13 protein-coding genes are annotated in these 12,568 nt (G+C 50.0%); 2 read left to right on the forward strand and 11 right to left on the reverse strand.

Annotated elements, in window-relative coordinates:
• Window positions 1-9: 9 nt before the first annotated feature.
• The 9 genes from LOS79_RS09355 to LOS79_RS09395 form a co-directional block, all read right to left on the reverse strand.
• Window positions 10-1,173 carry a Ger(x)C family spore germination protein gene (locus tag LOS79_RS09355; protein WP_315418552.1) on the reverse strand — a complete coding sequence of 388 codons (1,164 nt, stop codon included), beginning with the start codon at window positions 1,171-1,173 and terminating at the stop codon, window positions 10-12.
• Entirely contained in the window at window positions 1,170-2,603 is a 1,434-nt protein-coding gene (locus LOS79_RS09360) for a spore germination protein (RefSeq protein ID WP_315422106.1), read from the reverse strand. Before LOS79_RS09360 ends, LOS79_RS09355 begins: the two co-directional genes overlap by 4 nt.
• Window positions 2,604-2,764: 161 nt before the next feature.
• Entirely contained in the window at window positions 2,765-3,577 is an 813-nt protein-coding gene (locus tag LOS79_RS09365; protein WP_315418554.1) for an undecaprenyl-diphosphate phosphatase, read from the reverse strand.
• Between the two features lie 9 nt (window positions 3,578-3,586).
• Window positions 3,587-4,180, reverse strand: a complete 594-nt coding sequence (locus LOS79_RS09370) for a DedA family protein (RefSeq protein ID WP_315418557.1) — start codon at window positions 4,178-4,180, stop codon at window positions 3,587-3,589.
• Between the two features lie 56 nt (window positions 4,181-4,236).
• Window positions 4,237-5,277 carry an LCP family protein gene (locus LOS79_RS09375; RefSeq protein WP_315418558.1) on the reverse strand — a complete coding sequence of 347 codons (1,041 nt, stop codon included), beginning with the start codon at window positions 5,275-5,277 and terminating at the stop codon, window positions 4,237-4,239.
• A 41-nt stretch (window positions 5,278-5,318) separates the two neighbouring features.
• A complete protein-coding gene (locus LOS79_RS09380; RefSeq protein ID WP_315418562.1) occupies window positions 5,319-5,822 on the reverse strand; it encodes a hypothetical protein in 504 nt (167 codons plus the stop codon).
• Window positions 5,823-5,936: 114 nt separating this feature from the next.
• Window positions 5,937-7,346 carry a sensor histidine kinase gene (locus LOS79_RS09385; protein WP_315418564.1) on the reverse strand — a complete coding sequence of 470 codons (1,410 nt, stop codon included), beginning with the start codon at window positions 7,344-7,346 and terminating at the stop codon, window positions 5,937-5,939.
• 3 nt (window positions 7,347-7,349) lie between these two features.
• Window positions 7,350-8,054: a response regulator transcription factor gene (locus tag LOS79_RS09390; protein WP_315418566.1), complete on the reverse strand. Its 705-nt coding sequence runs from the start codon at window positions 8,052-8,054 to the stop codon at window positions 7,350-7,352.
• Between the two features lie 147 nt (window positions 8,055-8,201).
• Entirely contained in the window at window positions 8,202-9,062 is an 861-nt protein-coding gene (locus LOS79_RS09395) for a DUF421 domain-containing protein (protein WP_315418568.1), read from the reverse strand.
• A 211-nt stretch (window positions 9,063-9,273) separates the two neighbouring features.
• On the opposite strand from LOS79_RS09395, the gene LOS79_RS09400 reads away from it, so the two are divergent.
• Window positions 9,274-9,480: a DUF1657 domain-containing protein gene (locus tag LOS79_RS09400; RefSeq protein ID WP_315418570.1), complete on the forward strand. Its 207-nt coding sequence runs from the start codon at window positions 9,274-9,276 to the stop codon at window positions 9,478-9,480.
• 73 nt (window positions 9,481-9,553) lie between these two features.
• Here LOS79_RS09400 and LOS79_RS09405 read toward each other — a convergent pair whose 3' ends face one another.
• Both LOS79_RS09405 and LOS79_RS09410 read right to left on the reverse strand, forming a co-directional pair.
• The gene (locus LOS79_RS09405) at window positions 9,554-10,603 is read right to left on the reverse strand and encodes a Gfo/Idh/MocA family protein (protein ID WP_315418573.1); all 1,050 of its coding nucleotides are present in this window, start codon (window positions 10,601-10,603) and stop codon (window positions 9,554-9,556) included.
• Between the two features lie 24 nt (window positions 10,604-10,627).
• A complete protein-coding gene (locus tag LOS79_RS09410; protein WP_315418576.1) occupies window positions 10,628-11,515 on the reverse strand; it encodes a sugar phosphate isomerase/epimerase family protein in 888 nt (295 codons plus the stop codon).
• A gap of 124 nt (window positions 11,516-11,639) precedes the next feature.
• On the opposite strand from LOS79_RS09410, the gene LOS79_RS09415 reads away from it, so the two are divergent.
• Window positions 11,640-12,527 (forward strand): helix-turn-helix domain-containing protein, encoded by an 888-nt coding sequence (locus LOS79_RS09415; RefSeq protein WP_315418579.1) that lies wholly within the window; start codon window positions 11,640-11,642, stop codon window positions 12,525-12,527.
• Window positions 12,528-12,568: the final 41 nt, after the last annotated feature.

Consider the following 12,568-nt stretch of genomic DNA (forward strand, 5'->3'; position numbering starts at 1 on the left):
TTCCGCTCCTCACTTTTCTTTACCGAAGTCTTCAATGACGAAGCTGGTAGTTACCTCTATCTGTGCCTCGCGGCTGTAATAGTCTCCCCAGCGCTCACGCAGCTTGTCCCATACCGCCGGATAATTCCATTCCAGCAGCATGCCCAGCTGCAGCACATCTGCTCCTGCCTGCTGGGTGCTCTTTAGCGCCGCTGTAATTTCCTTCTTCACCTGCTCCTCAAGCTTGCTTACGATCAGATCACTAAGCTCATCCGCATTGCGCAGTTTGGAATCCTTGAGCGAGGTGATGCTCGCCCGGCCTTTTACTCTCAACTGAAACAGCGGACCGTCCGCGGTCATTGCGACTGAAGCAGAAGAAGTATTGTTCAGAAAAACAGAGCTGGCTGCTCCCTTCCCGTCATCATCCCATTGAATTGAATAGACAGGCAGCGCCAGCTTGCCCGCCTTATTGCCCGCCGCCCAGGCCAGAGCCCTGCCCTCTTTGACCTTCAGAATGCCGTGCATTTTCATATCCTGAAACAGCATTACTCCTCCGTTGCCGACCCAATATTCAGTTTTCCCCTGATCTGCACTTTCGGCCTTCCGGCCAAAGGACAGATAGTTCATGGCATATCCCGTATGGGAAGCCTCTGACAGCATACAATCCCGGATGGTTGTGCTAAACAAAAGATTCTCTTTCGCCATATTGCTCAGCACCTGATCCGGCAATTGCTCGAAGATCGGTGACAATTTAGGTATCTCACTGGCCCTGCCGGGTGCAGCCATAATGAAGGTGCCCAGCGGAATTTCAGGCTGTCTTTTGAACCAAGCCAGCATATCGCCAATTCCCTGACTGGCAAACTGCTTACCTATAACGACAATTTTGATATGTGAGATTTCCAGCCGGCGGGTCAGATCCTTCTGGATCATAATGACAGCCTCCGGTATGGTTTCCGCCGTCTTGGTAATCATGGAATAGGCTTTCCCGTCCCCCGCTCCGCTGCCTCCCTGAGTGCCGGACATCAGGCGGTTGGGGAGCGGGGAGCTGATCGACACTTCAACCGTTCCCGGCTCATCCCCCGCATCAATGTACATCCCGTAGATGAAGGTTAGCTCATCCAGTTCGACCTTGGTCCAGCAGCCGGTCAGATTCAGCACTATTCCCAGTGCGAGAAGCAGTTTGACGGCTTTCATGGCTTCTGTCTCCTTTTATTCCTCCTGTCGGTAAAAGAGCTGCTGCGGTTCTTCATATACTGAGAGGGAAAGCGGAATAAGGTATCCTTCCAATCCTCCAGCACAAGCGGAGCGACAGGCTGCAGGTAAGGTGTGCCGAAGGAGCGCAAATGGACCAGATGGCCGTAAATGATAAACACGGCAATAAATACACCAATCAGCCCCATTGTTCCCCCGAGCACCAGCAGGACAAACCGCAGCAGCCGGAAGGTCAGCCCAAGCTCCAGATGGGGAATAATGTAGGAGGCAATCCCGGTAATGGACACCACAATAACCATCGGAGCCGAGACAATTCCCGCCTGGACCGCCGCCTGCCCGATTACAATCCCGCCGATAATCGAGACCGTCTGGCCTACCGGCTTCGGAATCCGCGTACCCGCTTCACGCAGCGCCTCGAAGGTCAGTTCCATAATCAGCGCCTCTGTCAGGGCCGAGAACGGGATATTTTCGCGCGCCGAAGCAATTGTAATCAGCAGATCTGACGGAATAATCTGTGAATGGAAGGTGGTAATCGCGACATATAATGCAGGCAGAATCATTGAGATTAATGAGAAAAAAAGCCGGACCAGCCGGATCCAGCTGCCGGCATAGAAGCTCTGGTAATAGTCTTCCGAGGACTGCAGCAGCGCAAAAAAAGTGACCGGTGTCAGCAGTGCAGACGGGGTACCGTCCTGCAGAATTCCAATCCGTCCCTCCATCAGCGAGGCCGCCACCGAGTCAGGGCGCTCCGTATATTGATAAACGGGAAACGGTGAGAACTTTCCCTGGTTCATATGCTCAGCCAAATAACTGATGCCCAGTATGCCGTCTACGGACAGGTCATCCAACTGTTTTTCCATATATGCGAGAATTTCCGGCTTGTACAGCCCCTCAATATAGACCAGATAGACATCAGTCTTCGTATATTTGCCGATGGAGAAATGCTTGGTCTTCAGATCCGCATGCTTGATCCTGTGGCGCAGCAGAGACAGATTGGTCTGGATATCCTCTATAAAAGCTTCCTGGGGGCCGATGACCACCAGTTCATTCTGCGATTCAGACACCGCCCGTTTCTGGTAATGGGCAATTTCGAAGTAATAGACATAAGGCAGATCCTCAATGCACAGCACCGGATTTCCGCTGACAATCAGCTCCACCACCCGGTCGGGATGATAGGCTTTGATATAAGGAATAGCGAATGCTGTTCCGTGGTCCAGCCTTTCCATGAAATGAGGCCAGTCCGGCTCACTGTTCGCCTCGGATTTCAGTGGGCTGGCGACAAATTCCTGCAGGCTAAGCGTATCTACTATAGATGGAATATAAATCAGCATGCAGGCATGTCCGTATACATTAATCGACTGGTACACAGCATCACTGCACTCCTGAAGCTGCTCTTTGATCATCTCCAGCATGACTTTGTCCGCCACCCTGCCCGCCCCCTTCAACTCTTGGGTAATCTGGATTAGTTTGCCGGTTCAAGCCGTTATTTATGCCCGGAAGGCAAAAAAGGAACCGCTGGCGCGGCTCCTTAAGTACAAGCGGGATAGCTTCCTCTCTTTTGAATAGAAATGGTTTAGAGGAAAATCATTAAAAGTATGCTAACGGCAAAGCAATAATATGAAAAGTAGATCAGATTGCCTTTGGCCATAATTCCTATGAACCATCGCATTGCATAATACGTAGCCACAAGCGTTGTAATAAAAGCAATCAGGTAAGGAAGCGCCAGCTGTGCCCGGTTTGGATCATTAGCTATATCAGAAGCGCCCAGGATGAGTCCCCCGATGCTAATGGGAATGTACAGCATGAACGAGAATTTCAATGCCGTATCCTGCTTCATGCCAACTGCTATGGAGGCTATAACCGTTGAACCGGAACGGCTGATGCCGGGAATAAGCGCTACGGCTTGAGCCAGCCCGACAATAATAGCATCCCTGACTGTTAGATTACCGTCCCTCTTCTGTCCCCGGAGATTGCGGATGAGCCAGAGAGCGACACCTGTGATTAACAGGCTGATGGAGACGGTATGTACCGAAGTAAAGATTCGTTCGATCGAATCCTTGAACAGCACCGCAGCGGCAGCAGCAGGAATTGTGCCGAGGATGATATACATGCAGAACATGAAATCCGGCCGGTATTCAGCCTGACGCGACTGCAGGTAACGAAATGCACCTGTGATTAGAGCTTTGATATCATTACGGAAAATAAATGTGATGGCAATAAGCGAAGCCGTATTCGTCAATATTTCGAAGGACAATCCGTTCTGTTGCATGCCCAAAAGGCGCTGCACGATAATTAAATGCCCGCTGGATGAGACGGGGATAGGTTCCGTAACCCCCTGAACAACACCTAGCAGCATATATTTTAGCCAATCCAGCCAATTCTCCATTGTCCCCTCCTAAATCTGTCTGCTTCTTAAGCGTTTGAACAGCACGTAAAACCCAAATCCCAGAATAATAATTGTAGCCGAGGGGATGATGTAAGGCTTGACGATTTCATCTACATGCTCCCACTGGGCACCTAATTTAAAGCCCAAATATACATACAATGATGTGATGGGAAGCATGGCCAGAAAGGTATACAGACTGAACTTAAACACATTCATCCTGGCAATACCACAAGGGATGGAAATCAAAGTTCTCACCCCGGGGATAAAACGTCCGGAAAAAGCTACACCACTGCCGTACTTTTCAAAAAAACGGTCTGAGGCATCTAAATGATGGGGGCGAATCCATAAATACTTACCGTATTTCTCAATAAAAGGTCTGCCCCCGAACCGGCCAAGGGCATATAACGTCAATGGGCCAAGCGTTCCTCCAAGGGTACCCGCAAGAATCGTAAGGACCAGTTTCATGTCTCCAAGGTAAACCCAATAACCTGCAAGCGGGAGTACAAGTTCAGCAGGTACAAATTCAAATGACAAAGCGATGACTATACCTGCATAGGACATACTTTTAAAGAAAAGTATAAATTCTGTGATCCATTGTGTCATATAGTCTCCTCCAGGATTCTAACCGTATTTAGATCATGAACTGCAGAAGGGGAACCTCATTCATCTCGGGAGTAATCTGCCGTTCCGACATTCTCTAAGTTTATTGAACTTCCGGTACCGGCTTCCGCTTCATTAACCAGCGCAGTAAGTGCTTGTCCGAGATCGTCTTTATCCATATACACATAAGGGCTCTTCCAATGGGATCCCACTTGTAATGAATGAATCAGCTGCGGTTTAAGTTTAGGAAAGTTGAATAACCATTGCTGGAGATCTGCACGGGGAATATCCGTCTTCACATTCTCGCCTATGATATCCAGTATATCTGCCCAGTGGGACATTCCCTGCAGGTTCCCCATTTTATCCAGAATCTGTTTGATCACCTGCTGCTGCCGGTCATTACGCTCGAAATCAGAAGACTCCCCTGTTCCCTGATTCGATTTACGGTACCGCACAAAGTCAAGGACCTGCTTGCCGTCCAGCTGCTGCAGCCCTTTTTTCAAATCAATATTCGTTCCATCCGCTGTATCTCTGTATTTCATATTCATATCGACATCTATCGTCAGGCCGCCCAGCAAATCTACAGTCTCCTGCAGCATGTTAAAATTCACTACAACCATATGATTGATCGGCAGCCCCAGCAGATTGCTGAAGAAATCTTTTGTATTTGAAATAGCGCTTGCTTTATCTTTTATGTAATAGTGCGCATAATAATAATTGGCTTTATGGGCAGGCAACGATTCAGGAGTCAAGAGCAAGTCCCTGGGAAGCGATAAGAAACTCGCCGATTGGGTATCCGGATTAAAGCTGACAAGCATCAGGACATCGGTATTCATCACCCCGCCGCCTCCCGCCCGGCTGTCTACTCCGGCAAGAAGAAAGATCATCGGTTTAATGGAAACGGGCTCCTCTTGCTTCTCTGGAGCAGCAGCCGGCTGGGCGGCCGCGGCGGCGGGAGCTGCTATCCGCTGAATTGCATCATCCGTCTTTTTGTATAGATACCCGGCATACACTCCAGTTCCGATAATGGCAGCACCTGCGGCAAGACTAATGCCCATCATAATTTTGCTTATTGTAGTCCGCTTTCGTTTGTAAAACATAATGTCCTCCATTCCGTTCCCGTACCATCATCAACCTCTGCTTACCGGTCCTGCTGCACCATGGGGTTCTCATACTTTCCCTGATACGCATTGTTCGATAACAGCTGTAATTGATTATCATACAGCGTATAGATATCCAGCCCATTTCCTGCCTCTCCAAGTGACCAGCCCAGGGCAAGCTCATTATGCCCATCATCATCAACATCGAAGAATCCCGCATAATCAAGGCCGTATCCGAAGCCCTTAACTTCCGTAATTTTCTGCCATGCTTCATTTTCCTGCCTGAACAGCATCGCTTCTTTCGTAAGAATCCTGTTTCTGCTGTACTCATACACAACAACAGCTTCATCAATGCCGTCCCCGTCCATATCTCCGAAGGAGATGGCATGATCCTCATGCCCTTTGAGCGGAGTGATTAGCCGGGCGTTCTTGGGAAGCCATTTACTGAATTCCCGGCCCGTTGTGTCCCGCTGCTGGCTTGCCTCTGAGGAAGGAGGCTTTATCAGCTCTCCCGGCGATACCGGGAGTCCGCATCCTCCAAGCAAAAGTAACGATATGAATAAGAAAACGGTCTTCCCGCATTTGCATGGCATCTGGACCATCGGCTCCCTCGCTTATGCACATGTATAGTATTGTATCTGTGAAAGAAACAAAAGTGGTTATGAAATAGTTAAAATGGCTCCGCTATTCATAGGCAAGTCTATTTCGACCATCGTACCTTTGCCTAATGTACTGCTGATCCGCAGCTCTCCATGATGCAATTTAATGATCTGCTCAGCGATGGCTAAACCAAGACCGCTGCCTGCCGCCTGCTGATCCGCTTTATAGAATTTTTGCCGCACATGATCCAGATCTGCCGCTGCAATGCCCGGTCCGGTATCTGTGACCGCAACTATAACTTTCCCGGAATCCGTACGCGCGCTTATAAGAATGTGACCCGGAGCATGGGTGAATTTGAGTGAGTTATCTATCAGATTAATCATGACCTGCTTCAGCCGGTTCCCGTCAGCTTGTATAACAGGCAGGTTCTCTTCTATGCTCATTTCGAGTCTGACGCCTTGCCGGGTTGCTCTGGGGGTAAGCTGTCTGCAGATATGCTTCAACAGCCCCGCTACATCCACAGATGCGGGCTGGATCGTAATTCTCCCGTTGTCCAGCTTGGAGAAATCCAATAATTCATCCACCATATGAGTTAACCTGTCACTTTCAGCTTCGATGATATCGAGGCCCTCATGGAACAGAGAGAGGTTGCCGGCCCCGCCCGCCTTCATGGTGATAACCCAGCCTTTAATCGAGGTTAGAGGTGTCCGCAGTTCATGCGATACAGAAGCTATAAAGTCATTCTTAAGCTGTTCGCTTTTCGATATCTGGCTGGCCATCATATTAAACGTATCCGCCAAGGAACCAAGCTCGTCATTATAGCGCTTCTGCACTCTAATATTGAAATTGCCTCCGGTCATCCGGTCTGCCGCCTGCTTCAGGTCTTTTATCGATCTGGTTATGGTCCAGGACAAAAATAATCCGGGTAATGTAACGACACCGATTACGAGCAGGCCGGCCCCAATCAGCAAAATTGTAATTTGATTAACTGTATTTATCGTTTCCGTTAAGGATGTAATAAACCGTACTTCGCCTACGGTGCTGCTCTGATTCAGTAAAGGATAGGATACAGCTAAAATAACTTCCCCTGTTGCCGGGTCCTTTCCCCTCCAGCTGCCTGGCTGCCCTTCTATCGCTGCTTGTATATCGATGTAATCCTTCAAATTGGTGTCACCTTGCATGCCATTCGAATCCTGCAGCAGTTGTCCTGCAGAATTAATCACCTGTACCTGTGCATTGGAATAGCTGGTAAACCCCTTCAACAGCCTGCCGGACTGTTCTTCCAGATCTTCTTCGTCAAAATATTGCTGATAAAAGGAAGCTGACAGCTCAGCCTGATTCATTAACGTCTGCTCTATGTTATGAAAATAGTAATAACGTACAGAAAAAATAAGAATAATTTCAAGAATGAGCACAGTAAGACAAATAACTATAAGGTAGCTTCCTACCAGTCTTTTCTGAATACCCATTCTTCAACCATCCTTCCTAAAGCGGTAACCCAGACCCCAAATCGTCTCCAGCCAATGCGGGTTAGAGGCATCTTCTTCAATCTTCTCTCTTAGCTTACGCACATGAACATCTACCGTCTTCGGATCACCTACATAATCCTCACCCCAGACCAGATTCATCAATTCATTTCTGGATAGCGCTGTGTCCGGATGCTCCAGAAAAGCCTTCATTAACAGAAATTCCTTCGGGGTTAATTCAATGCTGTCATCATGTTTGAACACCTTGTTCGAGTTCAGATCAAGCCGGATCGGTCCGGCATGGAGTACCATTCGTTGAGGCTTACCCGCTGCTTCTGTACGCCGTAGTATAGCCTTGATCCTTGCCACCAGTTCTAAAGGGTTAAACGGCTTCACAATATAATCATCGGCACCGATTTCAAGACCGTGTATCTTATCCAGATCCTGCCCGCGTGCAGTCAGGAAAATGATGATTACCCCGGGGTCCTTCTCTCTTAGCTTACGGCAGACTTCAAATCCGTTAGTATCCGGCAGCATGATGTCCAGAACGATAACATCCGGCTGGTTTGTTTCAAAGCTGTGCATGGCTTCCGAGCCAAATGCAGCCTCACTTACTGTGAATCCGCTATTGGCTAGATTAATCGATATGAAACGTCTGATATTATCCTCATCTTCTACAATAAGCACATGATTGCGATCAATAGTGTCCACGGGTCCTCCTAATCATATTAATCAAATTAGTTATAATCTTTCTCCACAAACCTTACTAAGGTATGACTGGTGGAGTCAAGTCCGCCGCCTCCAATCTGGAGAGCGGAATGATCAATCCTATGATCTCCGCCCGCCCATAATATATGATCAGCTTTGAATAAACGGCTTCAATCGCTGAAGTAATCTCTGCATCTGCTCCGAACATTGTCCATACAGCTGCTTCGCCTCTTTATTCTGTGTAGACAAACTGAACAGCTCCAGATCGGCTTCGCATTTCTTCAGCAGAGCATAGAGCTGCGGTTTATCCTGCGGCTGCTGTACCTGTACACTATCGGCGTAGAGGTCAACCGTCAGTTCACCATAGGAATCCACCTGCCCCAGAAAAACATTCTCTACCGTCAGATTTTGCTTCTCCAACTGATCCTGCAGCCAGGAGCGGGACAGATTTATCGTATCGAGAGGCTCATCCAGTATTTTACCGTCCATAATTACCGCCTGGGTCTCCCGTTCAGGGGCCACCTTAATCCCGAGATGCTTCGGCGTCAGCGGCTGATTCTCCCGGGTCAGCAGCACGTTGACCGCTCCATCTGACTCCATTATGGCAAACTCAACATCCGCTACCTTGAAAACATCCTTTTTGCGCAGCTCCTCTAACAATTCATCAGTGGTCAGCTTCTCTTTTTTCAGATTATCCTCCAGAATTTTACCATTCCGGATAAGCACAGTGGACTTAAAGTCAATGAAGTCTCTCGCCTTCTTGCTCTTGATCTGCAGATACTCAATACCGAGGGAAAAGGCACCCCAGACAATCAGGGCGATCAGCCCGAGATGCCAGGTTTTGTCTGTATCCAGCGAGACATAGGCCGCAAGGTTCCCGATGGTAATCCCCGTTATATATTCGAAGAAGGACAGCTGTGAAACCTGCCGTTTCCCCAGGATTTTGGTCAGGAAAAAAAGCATGAAAACAGCAGAAATAGTCCTCACTATGACCTCAAGTGATTCGTGCATGGTTATACCCCCTGTGTGTTGTTCATTATCTGCTTAAGCAGCTTCATTATTTGTCAAAACAGGGGGAGTTTAACCAAGAGAAAAAATTCCTGCTGGCATAGGAAGGCCTTATTCTGCCTGATGGGGTTTATTACCTGAATAGCAAGCCGGCGGGTGCGGATAATATATTGCGATGCCACTATTCCTACATGAAACCGGGAGGTCTTGACCAATGACTGTTGCCTCGCAAGTAAAGACATGTGTAGCCTCGTTAAAGAGCGCCCAGGCCAGCCTTGAGCAATTCGCTATGGAAACGCAGAATGAGGAGGCCAAGACGCTGTTCACCAATGCTGCCGAGCAAACCCAGCAGATCGTGGAGCAGGTCGAGGGCCGTGTGACCCAGCTGGAGAAAGAAGAACCGCAGTACCGGGGCTTCTAGCTGTTGATTTCGCCGGACGGCAAACAGGCTGATCCCCGCCGGAGTATTCCGGTGCCGGGATCAGCCTGTTTGATTAGCGAATGATGATCTGCATAAATTCCGCAATATCCAGCTTCACGCCGCGCCGCGCACTCTCTAGCGCACCAAGCACCATCGCCATGCTGTAACGGTTATCCCGGCAGTCGGTCTCGGCAGGGCGCTGCTCCGCCAGGGAGCGGAACATCTCGGCGAGACAGCCGTGATGGAACGTCTCCTCCATCTGCACCTCTGCCCCTTCCACCCGTTCATAATCACGGAGGAACTGGCCGGAATCCGCTCCGCCTGTAATGACCTCGGCATAGGGCTGGCCCCGGCCGTCCCAGATGGCGGCACCGCGCTCCCCTTGAATCCGCCAAGCGGCTTCCCAGGAAGTAGGCGCACCCTCAGCGCACCATGAGCCCTGATAACAGAACACAGAACCGTCCGACATCTCAAAGATACAGACCGCCGCCGCATTCCCCGCATACCAGGAGCCCGGAGGATTGAATTCCTGGCAATACACGCTGAGCGGATCAGCGCCGCTGATAAAGCGCGCCTGATCGAAGGTATGAATAGCCATATCCAGCAGCAGCGGACTGTCCATGGCTTCCCGGAAGCCGCCGAAATGCGGGGCGAGGAAGAATTCAGCCGAGATATACCCTGTGCGGCCGATGGTTCCTGCTGTAATCAGCTCCCGCAGTGAGCGGATCCGCGGATCATAGCGGCGGTTCTGCATAACCGCATGACTCAGGCCGGTCTGCTCAGCAATGTTAACGATTTCATTACATTGTGCCATGGTCTCTGCAAGAGGCTTCTCGGTGAAGACATGGCATCCCGCCTCCAGCGCAGTACTGGCAATGGCGAAGTGGCTGGACGGCACCGTAACATCAAATACAAGGTTAGCCCCGCTTTCTGCAATGGCCCGGGACACTTCTGTAAATACTGGACAGGATAGACCGTGCTTCGCCGCCATTGCCTCAGCGGATTCCAGCCGGATATCGACCAGTGCGGCAATTTCCATTCCGGCATGCTTCAGTACATAGCTGATCCACTCATTAGCCATTGCACCGCAACCGGCGACAACAATACGATATTCAGCATTCATAAGTAACTCCCCCCGCCTTCCCGGTTATAGCGGATTCGGCACGAAGCTGCCGCCCCGGCATTGTTTGAGATAATTCAGTGCATGGACCTGGCCCGTCATCTCCAGCTCATCCCGGTAGACCGGATCATGCCAGCCTTCAATATCAATTGTTCCTTTGTATCCGGCTTGACGCAGGATCGAGATGACATCAGTCCAGTTCGTATCCCCGAAACCCGGTGTGCGGTGCCAGACATACTCGTCAGGGCCATGGATTCCGTACTCCTTGATGATATCCCAGGCGATTGTCGCGTCTTTGCCGTGAACATGGAATATCTTATCCGTCCATTTCCGCAGCTGGGGAATCGGGTCAATCAGCTGGACCATCTGATGGCACGGCTCCCATTCAAGTCCCAGGTTATCGGCGTTAACGGAATTGAACATTTTCTCCCAGGCAGTAGGGTTATGGGCAATATTCCAATCCCCGGACTGCCAGTTGCCGCCCATCGAGCAATTCTCGAAAGCGATTCTAAGACCACGCTCCGCTGCACGCTTCGCCAGCTCGCCGAACACCTCGGCGAATTTCGGGATCGATTCGTCGATCGACACGCCGGGCAGCCGTCCGGTGAAGCCGGAGACCATGTCCGTTCCGAACAGATGGGCATGATCGATCAGCCGCTCCCAACTGGCGAGTGTGTCTGCATTGTCACCTGTCCCGGTCAGCGGATTGCCGAAGATGCCTACAGTAGATATAACGAAATTATGCTCAGCAGCCAGCTCACGTACCCGCGCAGCCGTATCTGCAAGGTCTGTTGCTCCGGTGCTCTGCCAAAAAGTCAGGCTGAAGGATTCAAACCCGTGAGGGGCAATCTGGGGAATAACTCTGAGCGCATCTCCGCCGCCAACCAGTGTACCGATTCTTAATGTATCTTGCATCTTGTATACCACTCCAATATTGGTTTATAGTGAATTCAACAACCCAAGTATATAGCTCATTTCGGGCAAAATCTCTTCTTATCTTGTGTTAAACTAGCTGAATATTGCGGGAGTTGAACCTAACATGACTTATCCGAAGGAGCTGAAGGAATATCCCCAGCTGGAGGAGAACACGTATCCGTTCCGCCTGTTCTTCAATCATTGCCCGGACGCTAAGCCTGAACAGAACATTCTGTTTCTGCACTGGCATGAGCATTTCGAGATTATTATCATGCGTGAAGGCCGGGCCATCTTTCATGTTGACAGCAAGCCTTATGAAGCCGGACCCGGAGATGTGCTGATGGTACCGTCCGGCGGTCTGCATGTCGGTTATAGTTTGCAGAGGGGCGATATCTCTTATGTGTCGATTGTCTTTCATGCTTCCTTATTCAAGGATCTGAGCCAGGACACACAGCATGAGCTGTTCGTTGCCCCTTATCTCAGCAATCTGTACCAGTTCCCTGTGAATCCTGCCAGGCAGAATCCGGTCTGTGCCGACTATTATCATGTGCTCGAACGGATTATAGACGAGGCGGAAGCCAAAGAGCCTGCTTACCAGCTCGTAATCAAGAATCTGCTGCATTTGTACTTCACGCTGCTCTCGCGCACATTTCCGCCCCGGCAGATGAACGACCGCGGCCATTCCATCAACCGGGAACGCTTCAAGCCGCTGCTTGCACTCCTGGAATCGCATGTCGATCAGCAGATGACGCTTGAGAGTGCTGCCCGGTTCGTCAACCTGAACCTTTTTCATTTCTGCAAAACCTTCAAGAAACTGACCGGCCGCACTTTTGTAGACTATGTGAACCAGTGCCGAATGAATGAGGCGCAGCGGCTGCTGCTGGAGACCGGTTTAAGCATCACAGAAATATCGGGAAGAGTCGGCTGCGACAATCCCAATTATTTCACTAAGCTGTACAAGCAGTACAAAGGCCAGACCCCTTCGCAGGCCCGCAAAAAACAACACCGCTGACTGATTAACTCAGTGAGCGGTGTCAGGCTTGGTTCAATTAC

Source organism: Paenibacillus sp. MMS20-IR301 (assembly GCF_032302195.1).
Classification (GTDB): Bacteria; Bacillota; Bacilli; order Paenibacillales; family Paenibacillaceae; genus Paenibacillus_AQ.